This window comes from Streptomyces sp. JNUCC 63, from assembly GCF_054366325.1.
In genome coordinates this window covers 4,872,614-4,897,012 of record NZ_CM135963.1, presented here as the reverse complement: position 1 = coordinate 4,897,012, position 24,399 = coordinate 4,872,614, and the positions used below count along the sequence as shown (strand labels likewise).

At 69.8% G+C, this 24,399-nt stretch carries 15 protein-coding genes and 1 pseudogene; 3 read left to right on the top strand and 13 right to left on the bottom strand.

The window, feature by feature from the left end; genetic code table 11:
* Window positions 1-10: 10 nt before the first annotated feature.
* The gene (locus tag ACX25U_RS22485; RefSeq protein ID WP_454394443.1) at window positions 11-970 is read right to left on the bottom strand and encodes a LysR family transcriptional regulator; all 960 of its coding nucleotides are present in this window, start codon (window positions 968-970) and stop codon (window positions 11-13) included.
* A gap of 140 nt (window positions 971-1,110) precedes the next feature.
* Between ACX25U_RS22485 and ACX25U_RS22480 the strand changes: the two genes are divergently transcribed.
* Window positions 1,111-2,364 (top strand): MFS transporter, encoded by a 1,254-nt coding sequence (locus tag ACX25U_RS22480; RefSeq protein ID WP_454382629.1) that lies wholly within the window; start codon window positions 1,111-1,113, stop codon window positions 2,362-2,364.
* 74 nt (window positions 2,365-2,438) lie between these two features.
* Here the strand turns inward: ACX25U_RS22480 and ACX25U_RS22475 are convergent, their stop codons facing one another.
* From ACX25U_RS22475 to ACX25U_RS22430, 10 genes are all read right to left on the bottom strand, one after another.
* Window positions 2,439-3,902: a carboxylesterase/lipase family protein gene (locus tag ACX25U_RS22475; RefSeq protein WP_454382628.1), complete on the bottom strand. Its 1,464-nt coding sequence runs from the start codon at window positions 3,900-3,902 to the stop codon at window positions 2,439-2,441.
* Entirely contained in the window at window positions 3,899-4,930 is a 1,032-nt protein-coding gene (locus ACX25U_RS22470; RefSeq protein WP_454382627.1) for an alpha/beta fold hydrolase, read from the bottom strand. The genes ACX25U_RS22475 and ACX25U_RS22470 overlap by 4 nt, the downstream gene beginning before the upstream one ends.
* 31 nt (window positions 4,931-4,961) lie before the next feature.
* Window positions 4,962-6,251 (bottom strand): esterase/lipase family protein, encoded by a 1,290-nt coding sequence (locus tag ACX25U_RS22465; RefSeq protein ID WP_454382626.1) that lies wholly within the window; start codon window positions 6,249-6,251, stop codon window positions 4,962-4,964.
* A 436-nt stretch (window positions 6,252-6,687) separates the two neighbouring features.
* Entirely contained in the window at window positions 6,688-7,932 is a 1,245-nt protein-coding gene (locus ACX25U_RS22460) for a hypothetical protein (RefSeq protein ID WP_454382625.1), read from the bottom strand.
* Window positions 7,933-7,944: 12 nt separating this feature from the next.
* Window positions 7,945-12,792: an RICIN domain-containing protein gene (locus ACX25U_RS22455; RefSeq protein WP_454394441.1), complete on the bottom strand. Its 4,848-nt coding sequence runs from the start codon at window positions 12,790-12,792 to the stop codon at window positions 7,945-7,947.
* A 411-nt stretch (window positions 12,793-13,203) separates the two neighbouring features.
* On the bottom strand, window positions 13,204-13,392 hold the full coding sequence (locus tag ACX25U_RS22450) for a DUF397 domain-containing protein (RefSeq protein ID WP_454382624.1): 189 nt from the start codon (window positions 13,390-13,392) through the stop codon (window positions 13,204-13,206).
* Window positions 13,389-13,586: a hypothetical protein gene (locus ACX25U_RS22445; protein WP_454382623.1), complete on the bottom strand. Its 198-nt coding sequence runs from the start codon at window positions 13,584-13,586 to the stop codon at window positions 13,389-13,391. Before ACX25U_RS22445 ends, ACX25U_RS22450 begins: the two co-directional genes overlap by 4 nt.
* Window positions 13,587-13,760: 174 nt before the next feature.
* Entirely contained in the window at window positions 13,761-14,363 is a 603-nt protein-coding gene (locus tag ACX25U_RS22440; RefSeq protein ID WP_454382622.1) for a response regulator transcription factor, read from the bottom strand.
* A 73-nt stretch (window positions 14,364-14,436) separates the two neighbouring features.
* Window positions 14,437-15,009: a hypothetical protein gene (locus ACX25U_RS22435; RefSeq protein ID WP_454382621.1), complete on the bottom strand. Its 573-nt coding sequence runs from the start codon at window positions 15,007-15,009 to the stop codon at window positions 14,437-14,439.
* Between the two features lie 135 nt (window positions 15,010-15,144).
* Entirely contained in the window at window positions 15,145-21,327 is a 6,183-nt protein-coding gene (locus tag ACX25U_RS22430; RefSeq protein WP_454394439.1) for a DNRLRE domain-containing protein, read from the bottom strand.
* Between the two features lie 339 nt (window positions 21,328-21,666).
* Between ACX25U_RS22430 and ACX25U_RS22425 the strand changes: the two genes are divergently transcribed.
* Window positions 21,667-22,785, top strand: coding sequence for a sensor histidine kinase (locus ACX25U_RS22425; protein WP_454382620.1), 1,119 nt, complete (start codon window positions 21,667-21,669; stop codon window positions 22,783-22,785).
* A gap of 24 nt (window positions 22,786-22,809) precedes the next feature.
* Here the strand turns inward: ACX25U_RS22425 and ACX25U_RS22420 are convergent, their stop codons facing one another.
* On the bottom strand, window positions 22,810-22,998 hold the full coding sequence (locus ACX25U_RS22420) for a DUF397 domain-containing protein (protein WP_454382619.1): 189 nt from the start codon (window positions 22,996-22,998) through the stop codon (window positions 22,810-22,812).
* Window positions 22,983-23,806 (bottom strand): annotated as a pseudogene (locus ACX25U_RS22415) (helix-turn-helix domain-containing protein). Before ACX25U_RS22415 ends, ACX25U_RS22420 begins: the two are co-directional and overlap by 16 nt.
* A 138-nt stretch (window positions 23,807-23,944) precedes the next feature.
* On the opposite strand from ACX25U_RS22415, the gene ACX25U_RS22410 reads away from it, so the two are divergent.
* Window positions 23,945-24,388, top strand: a complete 444-nt coding sequence (locus tag ACX25U_RS22410; RefSeq protein WP_454382618.1) for an ATP-binding protein — start codon at window positions 23,945-23,947, stop codon at window positions 24,386-24,388.
* The last annotated feature ends 11 nt before the right edge of the window (window positions 24,389-24,399 follow it).

Sequence of the window (24,399 nt, the reverse complement as noted above, 5' to 3'; positions counted from 1 at the left end):
GAGTTCCGTCTCAGGTGTAGGCCCCCATCACTTGCGCATCCATGGCCGGAATCCAGCCATCCGCCGGCCGTCGAAGCCACCCTTCCTCGCTTGCCAGTTCGGTCGCAGAACACCTGAGCGCATCCAATCCGGGATGCACCAGCCCTTTTCGCCACACCAGTGACACGGGAGAGAGTGGAACGGGGTCGACCAGGTGCCGCAGGACCGTCTGAGGCATGGCCGGAAAATCCACGACGGTCAGGACAGGCGTGCGGTGTTTGGCCATGATCCGCCGGAACTCCGCCACACCGATCGCGAGGGGCGCGGGCGGTGCGACCTCGATACCACGCCCCTCGAACAGGCGATGCGCGAGGTCGGTCCACTCCAGCGTGCGCGGATTGCCCGCGCCCGCGTACACGCTCTCCCCCGCCAGCGCGTCGAGCGGCACCTCGGCCAGGCGCGCGAGCCGGTGGTCCTCGGGCAGGACGACGGCCATCCGTTCGTACCGCACGGGCTGGTGCAGCAGCCGGCCGCGGACGGCGGGGTCGAGCCCGGCGAACCGCCCGAACGACGCGTCGAGCCGGCCGGCCAGCATCTCGGCGGCGGCACCGGTCAGACCGCTTTCGAAACGGGTCATCAGTTCGAGATCGGGAACGAGTGCGCGCGCCCGGTCCAGCACCCGCTCCCCGAACAGCCCAGGGCTGTTGACATCGACGAGCAACGGCCGCTCCGGCTCACCCCGGCCGAAGGCGTCGAGCAGCTCCCGCTGCGCCTGAAGCACCCGACGGGCGTACGGCAGCAGCCGGGCACCCTCGGCGGTCAGCGCGACCTGCCGGGTGCTCCGTACGAACAACTCGGCGCCCAACTCACGCTCGAGCCGCCGGATGTCACGGCTGAGGGCCTGCTGGGCGACGTACAGCCGAGCGGCGGCACGGGTGAAGTGCAGCTCCTCGGCCACGGCGACGAAGGCACGGAGCAGCCGGGGGGTGATTCCTTCGGAGAGGACGGACGGTCGGGATACGGATACGGGTTCGGGTCGGGCGGGCACGGGCCGAACTTACAACGCGGGTGCGTCAATCGCGCCGGATCAGGTGTTGGACCGCGGACCGGCGGCCGAACGACGGTGACACCATGCCGAATTCCTCCACCCCGGTCTCCGCCCGCTCGCCCCTCTTCGCCCCGTACCGCCGCCTGTTCACCCTCCCCGGCACCCGCGCCTTCACCGCGGGGAACCTGATGGCCCGGCTGCCGATGGGCATGTTCGGCGTGAGCGCGGTCGTGATGATCGCCGGGACACGCGGCTCGTACGCACTCGCCGGCGCCGTCACCGCGACCGGCCTCGCGGCGACCGCGGCGACCGCCCCCTGGATCGCCCGGCTGGTGGACCGGTACGGGCAGGCCCGGATCGCCGTGCCCGCCACCGTCTGCGCGGTCCTGGGCAGCCTGGCCCTGCTGCTGTGCGTGCGCTACGACGCCCCCGACTGGACCCTGTTCGCCGCCTACGCCGCCACCGCGACCACCCCGAACACCGGCGGGATGTCCCGCGCCCGCTGGGCTCACCTGCTGCCGTCGGACCCCGCGGCCCTGCACACCGCGAACTCCTTCGAACAGGCCGCGGACGAGCTGTGCTTCATGCTCGGTCCGGTCCTCGCGGCCTTCCTGTGCGGGACGTTCTTCCCGGAGGCCGGCATGCTGGTCGGCGCGGTGCTGCTGCTCACGGGCGTCCTGTTGTTCGCCGCCCAGCGCTCGACCGAGCCGCCACCGAGGCCGCGCACGCCCGCGCGTGCGCCGCTGCGCGCCCCCGGTATGCCGGCGCAGCTCGCCGTGTGCCTCGCCATGGGCGCGGTGTTCGGCGCGATGGAGGTCGTCACGGTGGCGTTCGCGGACGACCGGGGTCACCGCTCGGCGGCGGGCGTGGCGCTCGGGCTGCAGGCGGCCGGTTCGTGCGTGGCCGGGCTGGTGTACGGGGTGGTGAAGCCCGCGGGCCCGGCGGGGCGGCGCCTGCCGTGGTGCGTGGCCGCGATGACGGCGCTCATGACACTGCCGCTGCTGGCCGCCGCCCTGACCGGTTCCCTCCTGGCGCTGTCCGCCGCGCTGCTCATCGCCGGTACGGCGACCGCGCCCACCATGGTCACGAACATGACCCTGGTCCAGCAGCGCTCCCCCGAGGGCCGCCTCAACGAGGGCATGACCCTCGCGGTGACCGGCCTGCTCGGCGGCATCGCCTGCGGCAGCGCGACCGGCGGCTGGGTGGTCGAACACGTGTCGGCGACGGCCGGTTACGGGGTGCCGGTGACGGCGGCGGCGGTCGCACTGCTGATCTCACTCGCCGCCGCAGGGCAGCGGCGGACCACCCGGGCGAGCCGGATTTACCCGCTGCCGTAGCCGTAGCCGGCGGCACTCCGTCCGCGCCCGTGCGACGCGACGACGACGGGCCGTCCGGCCGGCAGCCCGGCTCGCTAGCGCACGCCTTCCCAGAGCAGGCGCTCCTGACCGCGCGGGTCGTCTTCCAGGGTGGGGTCTTCGGCGAAGACCATCGTCGTGCGGGTGGACGTGTCGTACGCCGGCCAGCCGGGGTCGCCGGTCTTCGCGAAGGAGACCCACGCCGCGTGCATCGCGTCCGCGAGAGCCTGGGGTGGCCGGGTGCCCAGCATCGGGGTGTACGACGGGTCGTGGAGGCGGTCGAAGACGAAGCCCAGCTCCAGGGCGTGGCATGCGCCGAGGCGGCCGGCGAACCGCGGGGAGCGCCAGGCGAATTCGTACAGGTGCGAGCCGGGGACGGACTCGGCCAGACGGATGGCGGGGATCCGGTAGAACCAGTCCGTCGCCACCGCGTCCAGGAGCTCGCCCGGGACGGCGGCTGGGCGGGTGGCGCGGTACACGGGGAGGGCCTTGTCCGGGTCCGCGCCGTAGGCGGCCGTCATGGCACGCAGCCGCGGCTCCGTGAAGGATTCCAGGCGCTCGGTGGGGACCAGGAAGAGGCGGTACTCCTCGCGGTTGCTGCCGATCAGGAGGTCGACGCCGCAGTCGGGGCCGGGGAGGGACGGACCTGCTGTCGGAACGGCTGTCACCGGTTCGAACGGCATGATGTTGAGCGCCGCCTCGCCCCACAGGGCCGGGTCCGGGCGGGCGCCCACCTCGGCGCGGAGCTCGGCCTGGGCGGGCAGGAGGTCGCCGAGGGGGACCGCGGCGAAGGCCTCCGGGGTCGGATCGATGCCGAGCTTCGTGGCCAGGCGGGCCGCGATCAGGGCCGCCGAGGACGGACGCAGGAAGTGGTGGCAGGCGCCGCTCTGCAGGATCGCCCGGCGGAACAGGCCACGCGCCCCGCCCGTGGCCAGCAGGACGCCGATGCTCATCGCGCCCGCCGACTCGCCGAAGACCGTCACCTGATCGGGATCGCCGCCGAAGGAGGCGATGTTGGCGCGGATCCAGCGCAGGGCGGCCACCTGGTCCAGCAGGCCGCGGTTGTCGGGGACACCGGGGAGGTGGAGGAAACCGTCCGAGCCCAGACGGTAGTTGAGGGTGACGCAGACGACCCCGTCGCGGGCGAAGGTGCTGCCGTCGTACGCCGGTACCGAGCCCGCGCCGTTGGAGAACGCCCCGCCGTGCAGCCACACCATCACCGGCAGTCCTGCTCCCGGCCCTGGAGCGGGGGTCCAGATGTTGAGGTTCAGGCAGTCCTCACCGGGGACGACGTCCTCCGGGATGAGGGTGTCGAAGGGCGGTGCGTAGGGCGCGTGCGGCGCGGTCGGGCCGTAGGCCGTGGCGTCGCGCACGCCCGTCCAGGGCTCGGGCGGACACGGCGCGCGGAAGCGGCGGGGGCCGAAGGGCGGGGCCGCGTAAGGGATGCCCAGGAAGGACGCCACGCCGTCCGCGGAAAGACCGCCGCGGACGGCGCCCTGCTCAGTGGTGCACACCGTCATGCCGACAGGATCCCCAGCAGTGCCGCGCCGAACTCCTCGGGGCGTTCGAGGTGCACGGCGTGTCCGGCGTCGGGTACGGCGACCTCCCGTACCGTGCCGCCCTGTGCGGCGTAGCGGTCCAGGACGTGCCGGGTCTGGGCCACCATCGGCTGGGCGGGGGTCCCGTCCCAGCCCGGCACCGCGCCGATCGAGCCCAGGTGGGCCAGGTCGAACACCGAGGTGTCCGAGACGATCACGTCGTCCTCGCCGCGTATCCACAGCACCGGCGGCTTGGGGTCGATCAGATGCAGCTCGTCGAGGCGGAAGTACAGCGGGGAAAGGCAGTTGAGGACCCCACGGGTGCCGGGTGCGACGCCCGGCCAGGCCGTCGACGCCACGCTGTCGCCCGGGTAGTGGTCGTCGCCGGTCCGCGTGGTGAGCATGGACTCGACGTACGCGTCCTCGTGCTCGGGCCGCAGCGGCGGCTTGACGTAGCAGCTCGCCAGGACGGAGCGGGGCGAGGTCGGGGAGTCCTCACCGCGGTCGCCCTTGGCGAGCCGGGCGACGAACTCCGGGTTGGCCGTGCCGCCGCCCGACCCCGCCCCGTCCGCGGAGTTGAGGGTTCCCCCCACCCCGCGCGTACCGCCGAAGCCGTACGGGGAGACCGGGTTGACCAGCGTCAGGGAGCGCACCGCGGCCGGGTGGTCGTGCAGGTACTGCATGACCACGCCCCCGCCCATGGACCAGCCCACCAGGTGGGCCCGGTCGATGCCGAGGGCCGCCAGCAGCGCGGCGAGGTCGTCGACGTGGTCGCGCAGGCCGCGCGTGGCGTCGATGGGCAGCGGGTCGGTGCCGCCGAAGCCGCGCAGGTCGAGGGCGATGGGGCGGTAGCGGTCCGGAAGCAGGGTCAGGGTGGTGTCCCAGAAGGCGGAGGAGGATACGTTGCCGTGGACGAAGACGACGGGTTCGCCCTCGTCCCGGACCTCGCTGATCCGGACGGTGAGACGCTCGGTGGACACGCGGCGGGTACGGATGCTGCTCGTGGTCATCGTCCTCTGATCCTTTGATTCTTGTGATCTTTTACGAGAGCCAAGTGGCGATCCGGTCGGCGGCCGAGTTGTTCCATCCCAGCTCGAGGTGGTTGGCGCCGGCAATGGTGGCGGTGGAGCCGACCGTGGGGATGCCGGTGGTGTCGAGCGCGCTCGCGATGAAGACGACTCCGTCGCTGGGCCCGCGGTTCTCGTTGAAGATGCCGATGACGTCCGGGGATCCGCCGGCCAGCAGGTAGGTGGTGACGGAGGCGGGTACGCCGGCGTCGTGCAGCGGCTTGATCAGGGAGCCGGCGTCGATGGCGGCCTGGATGCCGCTGCCCGCGGTGTAGAAGCCCTGGCCTCCGTAGTACGTCGTGTACCAGTCCTGCGCGGCGCCGTCGACTCCGTACCTGCCGTCCCAGCGGGCGAGCATCTGACGCTGGCCGGGGTAGTTGTCGTAGCCGCCGGAGGGCGTCATCGAGAACTCGGGGTGCGCGGTGTACAGGCCGTAGCACGTCATGCGCGAGTGCGGGGAGGGGGCGTTGACCTTGCCTCCGCACTCGGGCCAGACGGAGAAGTCGTGCGCCCAGCCGTGTGCGTACGGGTAGTCGTAGCCGCCGTTCGGGCCGCCGACGGTGATCAGCCTGCGTACGTCACCGGCGTACGCCCGTCCCCAGCTCGGCTTCAGCGACGACACGTAGGCGCGGGTCGACATCTCGCCCTTGCTCCAGCCGACGAGGTCGACCTTGTCGACGCCCAGCTTCGCCTTGATGACGGCGATCGCGTCGCCGACGATCTGCGCCTGCATCAGGTTGTCGCCCTGCTTGTGCGCGAAGCCGACGGCGAAGACGCGGTGGCCGCGTCCGGCCAGGTACTGCATCAGCCCGGTGGACGGGCAGGACAGGGCGCCGCAGCCGTAGCCGCCCGCCTCGCCCGGATTGGCCCAGGCGCGGTCCGCGGTGTCGTTCGCGCCGTGGACGAGGAGGACCGGCGTGGTGCGGGTGCCGGTGTTCCAGCCGGGGGCCGAGTAGAGCAGGAAGCGGCCGGAGTACGGGCGGGAGACGCCACCGAAGTACGTCACGCGCTTCCCGTCCTGGTCACCGCGGCCGTCCGGCGGGTAGCCCTCGGTGCGGAACCCGCTGGTGGTGTCGAGATAACGCTCCACACGCTCCCAGCCGTTGGTGACGGTGCCGGCTCCGTAACTCGCCTCGAGGGTGAGGTGGGAAGGCGGCCCGGCGGCGACCGCGGTCCCCCCGGCGGCCACCGGCCCGGCCACCACCGCCAGCAGCGCGGCGAGCAACAACCGCCACCGGCCCGCACGGCTCCGTCTGTTCCGCATGTCCTGACCCCCTCGTCCACGCCTGCACGGCTCCGTCCCGCGCGGCGCACACGTTAGGCGCGGGTTGAGGGAGGAGGGCATGTGTGCGAGCCACACAAGGGAGGCGGACCGTATGGGGTGGAAGCCTGCTGATCCCGTACGGCCGTGTCGGCCGTCAAGCCCACGACCAGGGCGCCGCGCTTCACACGGGCTGTGGCGCGCATCGAGGCGCGCACTTCGGCGGCACGGGCGCGTACCGCTGCGGGCTGCATACGGGTCGGCCCTTCGGAAGACGTGGTTCCGCCCGAACTGCGGCAGGTTCGGCAGAGACCTCCGGGCAGGGCTTCCGGGCGGCCGGGGACGCGGCAGCCGGTGCACTCGCCGTGCCTGCTCCGCCGTCGGGCCGCCGAACGAGCAGTTCGACGGCGGAGCAGGGCATCGGCATTGTGTTCCCTTGCTAGCCCTCGCGGACCAGATGGCTGACGTCGGCCACTACAGGACCGCCGTAGTGGAACATCGCTCCCCAGCTCTCCAACTGCGCGTACTGGCTCGGGGACAGGGACGCACCGGCCACGGCGAGTGCTCTGAGCATCAGCCGGACAGCGAGCTCCGAGCTGCAGAGCCAGGCGCACTCGGTGATCGCCCGCCCGACATCCGCCTCCAGGCGGCGAACGATCTTGCCGATCTCGTCGACCAGCCGACCGTCCCTGTTCCGGCTACCTGCCAGGTCGGCCCCGGAGAGCGGTTCCACGTCCCGGCCGGCCAGCCAGGCATCGCACTCCCTGATGATGGTCCGCATCCATACCTTCCCCGACTCCGTGTCGGGCGTGTCCACCGAGAAGAAGCCGGGCCCGAGCCCCGTCCCGGCCAGCCACAACACCTCGCTCGTGTGGGCCGGGAGGTAGTCGAGGAGGAACTGTGCGTCCCGGCGAACGGCAAGCACCGCCCTCGGATCCGACTCGTCGACGAAGTGGCCGCGGACAGTACGGGCCGGGGATGCCGGCACACTGCTCCCGTAATCCGGACGGAACTCGCGCATCAGCCAGGTCACGCCGAAGTCGCAGTCGGTGAACCGGCGTACCTCCCCCGGCGGTGGCGGTTCCTCCGCAACCAGGTACCTGACGTCTTCCACCACGAACTCGCCGTAGTGCAGAGCCGATCCGATCGCCTCCATCCTCGCGTACTGATCGGTGGACAGCCACGCACCGGAGGCGTTCACGAGGACTCTCAGCAGCACCCGGAAGGCCAGGTCCGGGCTGCAGCGGCGAGCACATTCGGCAAGGGCCTCCTTGACATCGGCGTCGAGGAAGTCCAGCCGCCCGATCTCGGCGACGATCGCTTCTTCCTGGGCTGTACCGTCCTCCAGGTCGGCTCCGGTGAGCGGGCGTACGTCCGCCGTTGTGGCCAGCCTGGCGTCGCACAGGGCGATGACCGTCCGCGTCCACTCCGATCCTGTGGTCGACTCGAAGCCGGGCAGGTACTGGGCTCCGGCCGTCCACAGCACCTCGATGGATTCCGAGGGGAGGCCGTCGACAAGAGCTTGGGCGTCACGCCGGACCGCCAGGACCTCCTGGTCGACCTCTTCCGCGAAGTGCTTCTTCACCGCATCGGCAGCCGTGGGCCCGTCGTACATCCAGTCCTGATGGAAGAAGCCCATCACCCATGACAGTCCGAAATCGAACTCGGTGAAACGCTGTACCACTTGTCACCTCCTTCACTGCGGGTACGCGGTGTACACGTAGTAGCCACGGGGGTGTCCCTTGGCCCTCTTGATCATGATGTAGAAGCCGTTGCCCGCGGCCTTCTCGGTTGTGTCCGCGTAGTACACCGTGCCGAGGGAGTTCCTCGCCCCGAACGTACCCGTCCACTCGTATTCCTGCTTGCTCCCCCGGAGCCACTTGGCGATGGCGCCCGCCCGGTTGGCAATCGCGTAGTCGACGACCTGCTGTGCCGTCTGCAGATCGTGGAACACGCTGTTCGGCACGTTCCGGCCCGCTTTACGTGACTTCTCGGCCGCCAGCGCGACCGCCCTCGCCTTGTCGGGGTCCACGTGCTCGTCCAGGACGTGGGCGAGTCCGCGGAACACGCCGTCGTCAGCGATGAGGTCGTTGCAGTTGTGGACGAGAACCGGAGTGCCGCCTGCCACGACGTAGAAGGTGTGCAGGCCGGACACGGTCAGGTCGTACACAGCCCGGGGCGCGGTGGTGTCCTGCCGGTCGAGCAGCGAGACCACCGTGCGGAGAGTTCCGTCCGGGGTGCGCAGGCGATCTCCGGTACGGATGTCGGACGCCAAGGTCCAGTCCCGCCCTCCGACGAAGAACCGGTGACCTGGTGTGGTCGTGATGCGTCCGCCGCCTGCCAGGGTGATGTCCAGCAATTCGTCGGCGGTGTGGTGGAAGGTACGCGTGACCGGCTCACCCCGAGTGCGCCCAGTCGCGGGATCCGCGGCCAGAAGCAGGTCTCCCAGGTCCACGTCATGGATCGCCTTACGGCTTCCGTCGGCCAGAACCACTTCGGTGCTGCCGGGGAAACTGTTGACCCTGCAGGCCGTCCGCGCCTCCTCGTACACCGCCACCGTCCACTCGATGCCGGCGAGCGTGTGGGCGTCCACGTCCAGGGCCCTCAGTGCCTTCAGGGCATCGGAGACACCGATACCTGTGCGCATGGCGGCATCCACCGCGCGGATCGCCTCGGTGATCTTCGCGACGGGCCCACCGAGCGGCAGCCAGGTGGCGGCCCAGGCGCAGTCGCCGTAGCTTCCGCCATCGCCGTTGAACTTGTGGTAGCAACCGGTGAAATCACTGATGATCGAGTCGAAGATGCCCTTCCACAGGTCCTTGGTCGCCTGCCACGAGGAGATCTTGACCGTCTTGGTCAGGTCCCTGATCGTTTGCGTTTTCAGGAAGACCGTGTCCTCGGCAGGGCAGCCGGATTCGGTGGCAGGGACGTCAGGGTCGGTACAGAGGTAGTAGCTGACGACCACATCGAAATGCGCCTTGAAGACCAGGTCGCAGGGCAGACGGGAGCAGTCGTCCGGCAGGCGTTCGGGGTCGCCCTTCTGCTTGATGTCGTCGATGACGGAGAACACGCCTCCGACACCGGTGGCCGCGCCTGTCTGCACCTGCTTGTTCGCGTCGTTGCGTTGGGCTTGTTCGGCCGCCTGCTGCGCCGACTCCGCGTACTTCTGGGCGTCCTTCGCCGCCTCCTCCGCTGCCGTGGCTTCGGCGTCGGCGCGGTTGGCTGCGGCGCGGGCGTCCTTGGCCGCCTGTTCGGCTTCGGAGGCGGCGGTGCGGGCGGCAGCGGCGTCCAGGGCCGCCTGGTCGGCGGAGTCGCGGGCGTCCTTGGCGTAGCCCTCGGCGCGGCCGGCTGCCTTGTCCGCGGCGGCCGCGTCCACGCCGGCCTGCCGGTCGTACTCGATGGTGTTGGCCAGTGACTTCTGCGCGTCCGCGGCGGCCTGTGCCGCCTCCGCCGCGTACCCCAGTGCCTCCTTCGCCGACTTGCGGGCGTTCGCCGCGTGGCCCGCGGCCTCGGCGGCGATCGTGTAGGCGGCCTTGGCGTCCCCGGTCGCCGCGTTGGCGGTGCTCTGGGCCTGTGCGGCGGCCTTCTGGGCGTTCTGGGCGTGGGCCTCGGCGACGGCCTGCTGCTGCTCGGCGATCGTCTTCGACGATTGGCCGGTCAGGACGACGAGTCCGGCGGCCGAGTCGGTGGTGACGTAGGGCGAGCCGAGCTGGATCGCGTCGTTGGCCGGAGCGGCGACCTGCTGCGCCGAGTTGCAGGCATCCTGTGCCGCCTGCGCCGTGGTGTACGCGTGCCCGGCGGCCTCCGCCGCGCCCGCAACCGCCTTGAGTGCCTCCGCCTTCGACGCGTCGGCCTGCTTCTTGGCGTCGGCGGCGTTCTTCTGCGCGTCGTCGGCCAGCTTCACCGCGGTGCGGGCCGCATTCGCCGCGGTCTGGGACGCCTTGATGGCGTCCGCGGCCGCGCTGGTCGCCGTCCTCACCGCGGCCTCGGCCTTCAGCTTGGCGGCCTTCGCCTCGTCGGCGTCCGAACGGGCCCGCTTGGCCGCCGCCTCGGCGCGCGTCGCGGCGGCGTCCGCGTCGGCCGCCGCCTTCGTCGCCGCGTCCGCCTCCGCGCGAGCCGAGGTCGCGGCCGACTCCGCGTCACCCGCGGCCTTGTCGGCTTCGTCGGCCGCCGCCCGTGCGGCCTTGGCGTCGTCAGCGGACTCGTGGGCATCGGCGTAGGCGTCCTTGGCATCGGCCATGGCGCGTGCGGCGTTCGCCTTCTGCTCCGCGTCCCAGGCGTCGTCCCGTTTGCCCTTGGCCCTGTCCCGTGCCGTCTCGGCGTCCTTGCGCCTGTCCCGGGCGGTGGACTCGGCGGCTTCCGCCTTGTTCTCGGCGGCCTTGGCCTTCGTCGCGTAGCCTTCGGCGTTCTTCTTGTGCTCGGCCGCCTCGGCCTGCTTCTGTGCGGCGGTCTGCTTCTCCGCCTTCGCCGTGGCCTCTTCCGCCTCCGCCGCGAGTCGCTTGGCGTGCGCCGTGGCGGCAGCCGCCTTCGCGTCCGCCTCGGCCTTTCGGGTCTCGGCGAGCTTGGTCCTGGCGGTGTCCCGGGCGTCCTTGGCGTTCTTCGCCTGTACGGCCGCCGCGTCGGCGGCGGCCTTCGCCTGCTCGTTGGCCTTCTGCGCGGCGGCCGTACGGAACGCGGCCTTGGAGGCAGCGGCCTGTGTCATGGCGCGGGCGGCGATGGTGGCGCTGTCGCCGGCGGAGGCGCGGGTGGCGGCGTAGGCGGTGTCGCCCGCCTTCGCCATCGCCTCCAGCGCTGCCGCGGACGCCTTCGTCACCTGCGCCTTCTGCTGTCCGACCAGCAGGGCACGGCCCCGGGGAGCACCGGCCTTGTCGGCGACGGCGTAGGCGGCCTGTTCGGCGGAGTCGGTGTCCGCGGCGGCCTTCTTCGCCGCGGCGGCCTGGGCCTTCAGCAGGTCGAGCTGCTTCTTCGCCTCGGTCTGGGCGTCCGTGACGCCCTTCTTCGCCTTGTCGAACTGGGCCTTGGTCGGGTAGTCGAGCTTGTCGGTGCCGTTGTGGCCGTCCGGGACGATGTCGAACTTCTGCGGGTCGGTGCCGTTGCAGGTGTAGAGCTGGGCGTCCTGGCCGTTGGTGTAGGTGTGCAGGTCGAGGCACTTGCCGGTGCCCGTGTTGAGCAGGCGCGTGGTGGCGTGCGTGGTGTACTCCCAGTTCTGGGCGGCGCTCTGGTTGCACGTCCAGATCTGGATCACGGTCCCGTTCGCGGAGTTGCCACTCTTGACGTCCAGGCACTTGCCGGAGTTGGTGTTCACCAGCGCGCCCTTGCGGATCTCCCACTTCTGGGCCGCACCGCCGTTGCAGGTGTACAGCTGCACCGGTGTGCCGTTGTCCTTCTTGCCGCCCTGGACGTCGAGGCACTTGCCGGCGGCGGCGTGGATGTGCACGACCATCGGACTGTCGCCGATCCAGCCCGGTCCGCCGGCCGACCAGTAGTCCTGCCAGCGGGCCAGGTGGTCGGCGATCCAGGACTGGCCGAGCATTTCGCCCAGCGCCTTGGCGCCGCCCGCCAGGGCCTTGGTGGCGTCGCGGTTGGCGTTGAGGATCTGGTTGCGCTGGGTGGCCTGGGCGGCGACCTCCTGCTGCCACTCGGCGGACGCGGCGGCGACCTCCTTGCCGAGAACCTTGTTCGGGTCCACCGGGGAACGCCAGGCGCAGGCCGCGAAGCGGGCCTTCAGGTCCTCCACCGCGAGTCGGAACTCCAGGGTGCCGGATTCGGGCGCGCTGCGCGGGAAGCCACCGGAGGAGAGGAAGAGCCGGGCGTTGTCCGCGCCGGTCGGCTCCATGGGCCAGTTCACCAGGCTGTCCCAGGCCTGGTGTTCCGTGTACGCCTGCCGCCACTGGTCAGCGGGCAGTGAGGGGTCGGGGACCTTGCCGTAGAGCGGGTCGCCGAGGTCCTTGACGACCTTGACCGTGGCGTCGTCGGCCTTGCGGGTGGGGTCCTCGTAGAAGTCGTCCTCGCGCTGCCACCAGCGGTCGCCGATCCACTTCGACAGGCCGGTCTGCTCGAAGAAGCCCGCACCCTGTCCGCTGGTGCCCGGAGGCCAGTGAAAGTCCGCATCGGTGAAGCCTGCGGGGGTGGAGAGGCCGTCGAGCGGTGTCTTCCAGGTCTTTTCGCGGGCGCCGAGTGCCGCGACCTCCTTGTCGGCGGCGGCCCTGTCCTGGTCGAACGCCTTCGACAGCGGCGTGTCGTTCCAGTACTCCCGGTTCGCCGCCGTGTGCAGCTGATCAGCGGGCCGGTTCAGCCCGTCCTGCGCCAGGCTGAACATGTTCGGGCCGCCCAGCCGCAGCGTGCCGCCCATCAGGCACTGGTCCTGCCGCAGTTGCTCGGCGGCCGTGACGTCGAAGCCGTCGTAGCTGTCGGCCACAAGGCTGCCGTCGGCGGCCGACCGGCCGAACAGGTCCGGCCGGGCCGCGAGGGTGGCCAGGACCGCCAGGGCGAGGATGATCGGAACGAGGCGCGCGAAGTGTTGCGATCTCCGTAGCGCAGGCATGAGGAAGCCTGGTCTGGGCTTCAAGCTGCATCCTTCTTCGTGAACGGGCAGGCGGGGGTGCCCGTCCGAAGAGTCCGAAGACGCAGACGCAGCAGACGCATTGCGGCGATGTCCCCCCGGCCGCGGGTCGGTGCGCTCGGTGACGGATGGGTCAGTTCCGTCCGTGCGCGGCGGCTACCTTAGGCAGGTCGCAAGTGTGTGCGACAAGATCCCGCCCGGGATGCGGCTGAAAACCGCCGGTGCGGTACGGCGCAGAGGAAGTTCGCGGAACCTGTGCGCTCGCTGTGAAGACAGGGGTTCGCGGCTCCCTGAGCAAGCGGACAAAGTTGACCAGATCACGCCATCCAGGCCGGACGGCTCAGGACGAACGGCCGCCCTCATCACGGCCGTTGCCGCTCTCCACTCCGAAGCTCAGGCCTCGCGAGAGGCGTACGCGAGGAACGCGGCCCAGGCGTCGGCGGGCACCGCGAAGCGGGGGCTCCGAGCCCCGAGCTCCGAGTCACGGACGTGGACGGTGCGGGGGCGGACGGCGACTTCGAGGCAGGCGCTGCCCTCGGAGTCGCTATAGCTGGACTTGAACCATGACAGCTCGTCGCTCACAGCTCCTCCGTCACCTTCCTGATGAACCGGGCGGATTCTTCCGACGTTTCCAGTCGGATCCCATGACGCACGCACCAGATCGCCACCAGCGAACCCGGCATGGTGGGCAGGAACCACACGAGCGTCCACGGCCCGCCGAGCACCACGCCCACCACGGCCGATCCGTGCACCAGTGCGGCCAGAGCGTAGGCCACGGCCAACTCCGCCCTCGCTCGCCCTGCCGCGGTCCGCCGCCCCGCCATCGAAACCGTGCGCTCCCCATCTCCTGTGCGCGTCTGCCGCGCCGCGCCTGTGGTCGGCGGGCGCAAATCGGTCGACTTTGATCCCAGCACGCGGCGCGGGGCCCAGGTAGTGAGATCTTCACGTATCTACAGCCAGCCGTGGCGTTCGGCGATGCGGACGGCATCGACGAGGGTGCGCGCGTGGAGCTTGCCGACGGCGGACGAGAGCCGGTTGCGCACCGTGCCCACGCTCAGGAAGAGGTCGGCGGCGATCTCGCGGGCATGCGCACCCGAGGACGCCAGCCGCAACACCTCGGCTTCCCGCTCGGTCAGAGGGCTGGCCTCATCGGCCCGGCCGCCCCGCATCCGCAGGTCGATCACTCGCCCGCCCGCGGCGACCCGGCGAATCGCGTCCGCGGTCTCGGCGGAGGTCGCGCTCTTGAGGAGATAGCCGGAGGCTCCCGCGCCCATGGCACGGCTCAGACACCCGGGCCGGTCCAGCGCCGTGAGAATCAGGATGCGACATTCAGGCAGCCGCTCGGCGAGCACGGCGGCGACGGCGATACCGTCCACGACGGGCAGATCGATGTCGACGAGAGCCACATCGGGCCGAAGCCGCTCGGCCTCCGCAAGCGCCACGGCCCCGTCAGCGGCCTCGCCGACGACGACGATGCCCAATTCTCCCGAGAGCAGCGCCGTGAGCCCGGACCGCACGACGGCATGGTCTTCGACCACCAGCACTCTGATCACCGACCGATTGTCCCTCACCAAGATCACTACTGCTGCCGCCGTGGACGCGAGCAGTTCGAGGAGGGGGCCGTGCTCAAGTCTCGCTCATACCGCCCACTTCGTCGTGGACGGCCTTGCTGACGTGCGGCTCGAAAGCCTTGAGGACGCTCCAGCTGGCGCCGTCGTCGAGGAGTCTCCAGGTGGCCGTGGGGCGGGCGTCCATCGTCACGGTCGCGGTGTCCCGGTCTGTAGTGACGGAGATGCGGAACCTCACCGGGAGGCTCAGCGATTTCCTGCAGATGAGGGTGAGCTTGCCGTGGGTGAACTCCGTGACCTCGTCGATCTGGGGGGCCGGGAGCTGCTTGAGAGCGTGCAGCACGCTGTCGGTGAGCTGGTAGGCGGTGGTGCCGGAACGTATCGGTACGCGGATCTCTGCGGTGCACGGCAAGGGCACGGCCTCGGCGGACAGCGTCAGGCCATGGCGCGAAGCCGTACGCGCGGCCTGCCACGTGTTCGACGTGGCGATCATGACGGCCATGACAGCACCCAGCACGAGGCCGGCGAGCGCCCCCTGGAGCAGCGCGGCCGCCCAGGCGGTCGCGTCGTCCCAGATCATTACACCGGCCATGGCACTGCCGCAGACAACGGCGACCGCAGCGAACGCCACGGCAGCACGGCGTATGGTCGCGAGCCAATAGCTGAACATGAGTGGAATTCCCGTTTTCTGTGTGGGGGGTGGACCGTACTGGGTCCGGTGCCTGGTGGCGAGACGGCCACCAGGCACCGGAGTAGTGGGGCCTTACTACTTCATGGCCTTCTGGAACTTGTCCCACGCCTTGATGGAGGCGCGGTCACCGTAGCCCCGGAAGATCTTGCCTCCGATTTTCAGGATGAGCTTTCCTACCGCTCCGCCGAATCCGCCGATCGCTGCACCCAGGAGGGTCGCCTTCATGGCGCCCTTGATGGTGTACCCGTGACCGCCGTGGTGGGTCCACCAGTATTGGGCGAAGCCCAGGACGCCGCCGGCGACGGCGCCGCAGATGACCGGACCCGCGAACGGGGCGCAGACCACACCGGCGATTCCAGAGATGGCGCCGGTGAAGACGTTGCACCAGAAGCCACAGGAACGGGGCTTCTTCTGCTTCTTGTTACCGTCGAGGTCGTAGGCGTTGACCGGGTCGGCCGGGTAGACGTACGGGTTGGCGTTGCCGCCGTACACCGGGTCCGGGCTCAGGAAGCGGCCCGTCTCCGAGTTGTACAGGCGGGAGCCCATCAGGGTCAGGCCTGCCACGGTCTCGGCGGAACGCTGCTTGGCACCGAGCCACTCGTACCGGGACGCGCTCTGACCGACACGGGCGTTGCCGAACTCGTCGCTGTCCAGCGCCACCGGGGGCTGCTCGCCGTCCAGCGGGAGCTGAAGGGCGACGTCACCGTGTACGTTGCTCAGCTGCAGGACGGTTTCACCGGTCTTGCTCGTGGTGGCGAGGAGATCGCCTCCGAAGGACGTGACGTTGCGGGTGAGCGCGCCGGTGACGGTGTCCTCCACGATCCAGCGAGGGCTGTCGCCGTCACCGTCGTAGTGGTTGAGCTTGGATCCGGTCTGGGTCCAGGTGCTGCCGCTGCCGGCCTCGGTCTTCCAGGAGCGGAAGCGCATGGCGGAGTCGAGCTGCCACGTCTGCCGCTGGGTGCCGGAGGTGAGCTGGTAGGCACGGTCGTTGGCGTAGTAGCCGATCGTGCTGCCCGGCAGTGCCGTGGTGCGGCCGAAGGCGTCATACGTGTAGCCGCTGTCCACGAGTCGGTCGCCGGTGTCGTACGCGCTCGTCCTGGTGGTGCCACCGGTCGTCGGGCAGTCGGCGCCGGAGGCTCCCGAAGCACTGATGGCCGAGGTGCGGTTGGAACGCTTGTCCAGCGTGTAGGTGCGGCGCGTGCAGATGTCCGCGACGATGTCGTCGACAGACGTCAGACGACCGGCCTTGTCGTACCGGAAGGTCTGGCTGGACCAGCCGGAATGCCTGATGACCTGGTCGTGCGCGGACTTGGACACGCTGTCCGACATGACCGTGGCACCGTCACTGTCCCGCGTGTACACGCGGCTGGTGATCGCGCCGGCGGGATCGACCTCCTGGGCGAGCGTGTAACCGCCGGGCAACCTCTGGCTGGTCGTGGTGCCGTCGGCGTCGTACCCGGCGGAGAAGGTGCCCGCCACCGAATCGGTGGCGGAGACCGGAAGTCCGCGCGGCTCGACCGTCGCGTCGTAGGTGTACGTGACGGAGGACGGGACGGAGTCGGACACCTTGACCGGGCGGTCGAGCAGGTCGTACTCCTGCTTGGTGACCCCGCCGTCGGCGTCGGTGTAGGAGATCAGGCGACCGAGCTTGTCGTATGCCTTGGTGATCGTGCCCCCGGTGGACGAGGTCGTACCAGCCGGAAGGCCGGTGGCCGAGTCGTACACCCGGGTGGAGTCCGGGACCGCCTGGCCCGGGCCGGTCACCGTGGTCTTCAGCTGGCGGCCGGCATTGTCGAACGTGGTGGTGGTGGTGCGGCTCGAGCCGTTCGCCGTTTCGTTCCGCTTGGTGTTCTGGCCGAAGAAGCCGTACTCGTAGGTGGTGTCGGCCACCTGCGTGGGCTGCGAGCCGCCGCCGGTGATGGCACCCGCGGGACCCGTCCAGCACAACGCGTCCGCCCACTCCGGACGGCCCTTGCAGCTGCCGGTACCGGTCGCCGACCAGTAGACGGAGACACGGGTCGCCGGGTCGGAGCCGGTGGAGCCGGGCTGGCTCACGTCGGTGACGCGGCCCTGGGCGTCGTACGCGGTGGCAGTGGTGAGGTTGAGGCCGCCCGAGTCCGTGATGGCCAGCTTCGGCAGGCCCTTGACCCAGTCGTACAGCGTCTCGTTGACGAGCTTCTCACCCATGTTCGAGTCGTAACCGCGGACCCGGACACCGCTGGTGGTGAGTGTGAGCTGGTCCTTGACGACAGCACTGCCGTCAGTGGGACGGCCGGTGTCGTACTCGCTGACGACCCACTCGCGGCCCGGCACCGACGCACCGCCGGTCACCAGGACGGTCGAGCCGCTCTTGAGGTCCTGAGTGAGCTCGACCCGGTGCAGCGGGCCCAGACTCTCCGTCTCACGCAGACCATCGGCGCTGTAGTACGTGAGCGTGGACAGTTCCTCGGCCCGCTCGGCGGTGGTGAGGGCGTTGATGCCGAGGTCGCGGAGCGTCTCGGCCGCCCCGGGCGCCGTGCCCAGGGCCAGCGCGCGGTTGCCGGCGCTCAGGCTGCGGACGGGGTTGCCGAAACGATCGAACTCTTCGGTGCTGATATGGCCGCCCGGCTGGGCCGTGTTGACCTCACGTCCTGAGACGTCGAGGTAGTACACGTCCGCGCGCTTGTAGTCGGCGGCGGCGAGGCCGGAGGCGGAGTTCGACGGCGGAATGACATCACCGGGGAACATGGCTGTGGCGTCGGTCGCCGCGTCGGTCTGGCCCCAGGCCCGTACATCGGACGCGCCCATCTTGTACGGGGCGGCCGCCCCGGTCAGCGGGACGTCATAGACGAGCGTGGTGGTGTTGGTGCCCTCGACCACGTCGGCCGTGCCACGCTTCAGGCCGGGCCGACTCACCTTGAGGAGCATGCCGTCACCGGCGGTGGCGGCGTTTCCGGCCTTGCCGTAGGCGAACGTCCACGGCAACTGACCGGGCGGGGTCAGCTGAGTGACCCGTCCTGCGGCGTCGTAGCTGTACGTCGTCTTCAGAGCGGGCGTGATCTGCGGGTTCCACACCTGCCGCAGACGGCCGGCCGTGTCGTACAGATAGCTCTGGACCGCCTTGGACGTTGCCACGTTGGCGCCGGCCTCGGTGGACCACAGCCGGATTTCCTTGACCTGACCGCTGAAGTCACCGTCGGCGGTGGAGGTGGCGGTGGTGGAGGTGGCGTAGACGAACTCCAGCGAGCGGCAGCCGACGGTGGCCGGGGTCGCCGCACACGTGGCATTGGATGCGGCCGATGTCGGAGCGATGATCCGCTTCGGACGGGCCAGGACCTTGCCGCCGACGACGACCGTCTCGGAGACGACGTTGGAGGTGCTGGAGACGAGGCCGTTGAGCTTGGACGTGTCGACGACCCAGGTGGTCGCCGAGACGTCCGGCTTGGTGAAGAGGGTTTCGGCGCCGTCGCTGTCGGTCAGCGTGAAACCGGTGGCGAAAGTGCCCTTGAGGGTCAGGTCCTCGGAGCCCGGCTCCGGGATCCAGCCGTTCTGCGCGGCGTTGGCCGTGAAGGCGATCGTCTTGCCGCCCTCCTCGACGACAGAGAGGGCCGTGGCCGAGACCTTCTCGATCTGGACGTAGTCCGATCCGGCATTGTCGGCGATGACACTGCTGGACCACTCCTTGCCGAAGATCGGCACCTGGCCGTCCGTCTGCGCGTTGGGCTCTCGGGAGGAGGCGGTACGCCCCGCGGAGAGGCCGAAGTACGATGCGTCGCCCTCCGACAGCAGGAAGTCACCGGTCAGCAGGTTGACGGTGCCCGGGCCCACGACCTTTGAGGCTGCGCCCGACGCGTTCCGGTCGACGACCACCGTGAGCGGCTCGGTACTGCCGGCCGCGCTGTTCGGTCCGGTGAAGTCGGCCTTGATCTGGATCGTGCCGTCCGGGTCGACCGTGTCGGTGGTGTTCCAGACCAGCGGGGCATTCCTGCCGTTGGTCAGTGGTACGGGCCATGCGGTCAGCGGGGTGCCGCCGGAGGTCACGTGACCGGTGGGGATCTGCACCCACTTGTCTGCCTCGGAGCGGCGCCAGGAGAAGGACACCGCGTTGTACTTGCCCGCCTCGACCTCGACAGCCAGTGGCAGGCGGCGGGCGGTGCGCTCGCCGTCGGAGGGTTGGACGAAGCCACCGGGGCCGGCGTGGAAGGTGTACTCGGCCGCCTCGGACTTGTTGTCCGCCTTGTCCACGGCCCGCACCTGCAGGGTGTGGGTGCCGTCCTTGGGCGGGGCGATGCTGATGGTCTTGTTGGAACCGGAGCCGCTGGTGGTCACCTTGGTCCAGGTCACCTCGTCCAGCGACCATTCCAGCCAGTTGTGGTCACCGCCGGCGGGCGGGGTGACGGTGAACGTGCCCGCCTGACCGGCGCCCTTGACCCACTTGTCCGACGGGTAGTCCGTGGAGACGATCTTCGTCGGGGCGGACGGGGCCTTGGTGTCGACGGTGAACGTCTTCCACGCCGACCAGCCGGTGTTGTAGTGCGTGCCGTCGTACGGGCTGGTGCGGAACTTGTACGTCTTTCCTTCGGCCAGCACCCCGGACGGCACGGTCACCGAGGCGACCTGCCCGGAGGGCACGTACTTCGACACCAGGACGTTGCCGACCTGGGCGTTGGTGGCGGAGTCGAAGATCTGGAAGGTGCCGTTGACCTTGTCGCCGTCGGGATCGACGAAGACGTCCCGCAGGGTGGGCGTGGTCGTGTTGACCACGTAGTCGCCGCCGTAGGAGAAGTACGGCGGGCCGGCCTCCTGCTTGGTGCCGGTGCGCGGCCGGTAGTTGTAGTTGACCACCAGTTTCGGCGGGTTGGAGGCGGCGTTGGCGGAGTTGACCCGCTTCCACTGGGCCACGACCGTTTCGCTGGAGGCGCGGATGCCCATGTGGCCGCGGGTGGCCTTGGCCGAGGCCCACTCCTGCACCAGTGTGGTGATGTCGGCGTTGATCCAGCCCTTGGGCTGGGTGCCGGTGCACGACGGGTTGCCGCGGGTCTCGGTGGAGGTGGCCTTCCTCGCCGTCATCGTCGGACGGTTGGTCCACCGGCTGGAGGTGGAGGCGGCGGGGGAGGACCACACCTCCCACGGATACGCCTTGCAGTCGGTGTTGCCCGAGTGGAAGTTGTACAGCGACAGCTTCGCGTCCAGCACCAGCGCGTCCTGGATCGGCGTGGTGTTCCAGGAGATGAAGGTCTCCGCGGTGCGCGGGGTGCCGTCGGCGTTCTTCGTGCCCGGGTTGCCCCAGTCCAGCTCGGTGTCGGTGGACCAGTCGACGGTCTCGCCCTGCTGCACGTAGGTGTCGAAGACGTTGGACAGCGAGGAGGTGGACGGGTCAATGGTGACCGGGTACCGGGTGTCCGGGTCGGCGAGGAAACCGGCGTCCGGGGTGATCACCAGGTCGACGGAGGCACCCTTCTGGACCACCTTCATGCCGACCCCGGCCTTGCGGGTGTGCTCACCGGAGCGCTCGTCGACGGTGGCGTCCCACATCACCGGCGCGGGCATCACCGCCCGCTTCTTGTTCTTCCTGTCGGTGAACAGCACGCTGCCGTCGGCCAGTTGCTTCGCCTTCAGGCCCTTGGCCCTCAGCGGCAGCGTGTAGGAGTAGCCGCCCGCGTCACCGGTCTCGGGACGCTGCTTGAGCTCGACGTACTGCTCGAAGCCGGTCCGGGTGGCCTCCACGACCACGTCCGCGCCGGGTACGGCATTGACGTATTCCGCCCGGATGCCGTCCAGCTTCGGCTGGGGCAGGCCGCCCTTCCACTGCAGGGTGATCTGCTGATCGCCCTCCCCCAGGGTCACCAGGTCGGTGGCCTCGGCCTGCTGAGCGGCTTTCAGCGACTTCGCCGGGGTCCCGGACCTGCCGGCCAGACGCAGCCCGCCCGGGTGCGCTTTGGGCTCGACCGTCCCGTCGGCGCCCCGGACCAGGTCCAGGTCGACCTCGCGCCACTCTCCCGTGGCCTCGTCCATGAACCGAACAGGTCCGGCGGTGAGCTCCGTGGTGAGCGAGCCGTCCTTGTTCACCCAGGTCGTGGAGGTCTCGGTACGCTCGGACAGCGCCTCGACCCGCTTGCCGTGGAGCCGGGCCGCGACCTTCGCGGAGGGGATGTCCGCGGCAGTATCAGGGCCCCTGGGAGTATCCTTGCCGACTGCCTGCTGGGTCTTCTCACGGTTGACTGCCACCACTTGGCCGGTGGCGGCGACCACTACCGCCGTCTCCGCCGCAAGCACCATGGCGGTCAGGACCGCTATCCGGGGCAGCAGCCGTCTGTGCCTCTGCAAGGCGACGGCCGACCCCTCCCATCCGCCGGTCGGGCGTGTTCGCTCTGACATGATCAGCAATCCCTTATTGATGTGAACATGAAGCAGACGTGATCAAAGCAGGGATGCCGCAGCCGAAGAAGTGAAGAGTTCACGATCTGTGAAGAGCCCGGGGAATCGCTCGAATGCGGAGGTCAGAGCTCTGCAGAACCTCTCGGCAGGTCCGATCGTCCTTCCCAGGCCAGTCCATAATCGGCTGTAGGTGATCAAGGTAGGAGCGGGTCGAAAATGCGGAGCGGGACAGTGAACGGTGTGACGGCTCCGCCGGGAGCGCGGGTCGCATTAGGCGCGTTGATCGTGCTGGTGGTCGGCTCACTGGGGCTGGTGGCGCTGGATGTCGTCGCTTCGCCGTTCCACAGGCGCACTGTTGCCGCCGGTCTGACCGTGTTGGTACTGACGCCCGCTGTTCTGCTCGGCCAATACGCACCTCCTCCCTACCGACTGCCGTACCACTGGAGATGGGGCCTGCTGCTGGTGCAGGCTGTGCTCACCTACATGCCTTTGGTGGTCTTCCAACACCGATGGTTCACTCTGCTCGGCTTCCTGGCCGGCGCCGTGCTGCTCAGCTTGCCTCCCTCCAACTCCGTTCCTGCCGCCTTGGCCATCGTCGCCAGCGGGCCACTGCTCATCCACACGGGCGTGGTCGACAGCAGTCGCGGTTCACTGGCCGTTCTGCTCAGCACGGCGATCACGGCGAGCACCGTCTTCGCGGTCGTCCATCTCGCTCTGCTTTCCTCCCGGTTGCACGGCAGCAAGGAGCAGACGGCCCGGCTCGCCGAGCAGCGTGCCCGAGCGCGGATGCGCCAGGACCTGCACGATCTGGTGGGCTCGTCACTGGTGGCCGTCGTGGTGCGGGCGGAGCACGCCCTGCGGGCGGACGCTCCCGCCGAATCCGCCCGGGCAGCACTCACCGAGGTCGTCGAGCTGGCCCGGCGGGCACAGGAGGACGTGCGGCGTATCAGCGTCCCCGAGGCGCCCCATTCGCTGGCCGATGAGTTCGCCCATGTGCAGCGACTGCTGACCGCTTCCGGGACAGGGGTTCACGCCTCGCTGCCGCCGCGTCTCGAGCTGAACGACGCGGTGGCGGAGTGTCTGCGGTCGGTGCTCCATGAGGCGGTGGGCAACGTGCTCGAACACAGCCGTGCCAAGTTCTGCGAGATCGAACTCCGCACCGGCCCGGACGGCATCCGGCTGACCGTCCGCAACGACGGTGTCGCCGCCGGCTCGACGCCGCCCTCCGCCCCGACGGCCGGGCGCCGCGGCACGGGCCTCGCCGGGCTCAAGGGACGGGTCGTCGCGCTCGGCGGAACACTGCACGCCAGGTCGGAGGACCACAGGTTCTCCGTGACGGCGGTTCTGCCACTGGGCTGACGCGGCCGCCCCCACCCTGGGGGCTCAGGCCTCGCGGGCGGCGTATGCGAGGAACGCGCTCCAGGCGTCGGCAGGCACCGCGAAGCGGGGGCTCCGAGCCCCGAGCTTCGAGTCGCGGACGTGGACGGTGTGGGGGCGGACGGCGACTTCGAGGCATTCGCCGCCGCCGGTGCTGCTGTAGCTGGACTTGAACCACATCAGCTCGGTGGACATAGCTCCTCCGCCAACTTCTCGATGAAGCGCGCCGACTCGTCAGGACTGAGCGCCTTCCGAAGGATCATCGCATGGCGCTGGACAACGGTACTGACCTTACCCGGGTCGGCGTACAACCTCGCCGTCGCTTGCCCCTCCTCGTAGACCAGAGTGTCGTGTTCGGCCGTCTCCAGCAGCACGAAGGGGCCATCGAGCTCAGGGCCGGCTCCCGCGAACGTCAGCACCTGAATCGTCACGTTGCGAGCCTTGCCGACCTCCACCAGTCGGCACAACTGCTCTCGATGCACCTCCACACCACCCACCTGGTTGCGCAAGCGAGTTCACCGATGACGAAGTTGAAGGCCTTGGCGCACTGCTCAAGCAACGACTGCCTCTCCAGGCGTCCCGCGACCCGCTCTTCGAGCGTCTCATCATCCAGCGGAGGAAAGTGCGTGTCGAGGTAAGCCTTGATCGTCTCTTCTGTCTGCAGCAGCCCTGGAATCAGCAGCGGTTGGTAGGCACTCAGCACGACCGCCTCAGCTTCGTACTGCACGTAGTCCTCGGCGTACGACAGATAGCGCTCCGGCTTCAGGAACTCGTGCCCTGCCAGCAGCTTCCCCCGCGCCCCGCACAGTTGGTCCGCGGCCTGCAACAGCCGCAGCGTCGGCCGCCGCCGTCCGCACTCCATCGACTTCACGTACTCGTAGTCGTACCCGGCCTCGTCCGCCAGCGCCTGCCGACTGACCTGCGCCTCCTCGCGCCACAACTTGATCTGTCCACCGCAGTAACGCCAGTTCTGCTGCGCCTGCTGCGACTCCCCCGTGGCCACGCGCACTCACCGACCTTCCTCCTGCGCACCGTGTACAAGCACGCTGCGTACCCGCACCGCTACTCGCGAGGCTAAACGCAGTCCACCAGCCTTATCCCGCCAAATGACGGAGAATCACACGCAAGGAACCCCGCCCGCATGCCGACGCCCCACCGCTCCCCCACCGCGCTCCCCCAGGACATCGAATTCCGCCTCCCCCGCCATGCCCGCAGCGCGGGCCGCGCCCGCGCGCTCCTGCGCGAACAGGCAACATCCTGGAAACTCCCCGACGAGATGACGGAAACGGCGGTTCTCCTGCTCAGTGAGCTGATGACGAACGCCTACCGCCACGCGAAGGTCTCCCCAGGCCGCGAGATCCGGGCCCGCTGCGTCCTGAACGACACCGGCCGCCTCCGCATCTCGGTCACGGACGCGAACGACACCCTTCCCACGCCCCGCGAGGCGTCCCCCGAGGACGAATCCGGCCGCGGCCTCGCCCTGGTGGCAGCCCTGGCGGACGACTGGGGCGCCGAGCCCCGCCCCGGCGGCATCGGCAAGACGGTCTGGTTCGAGCTCGGCTCAGAAGCACGGACAGGCATGTGATGTCAGTGCTG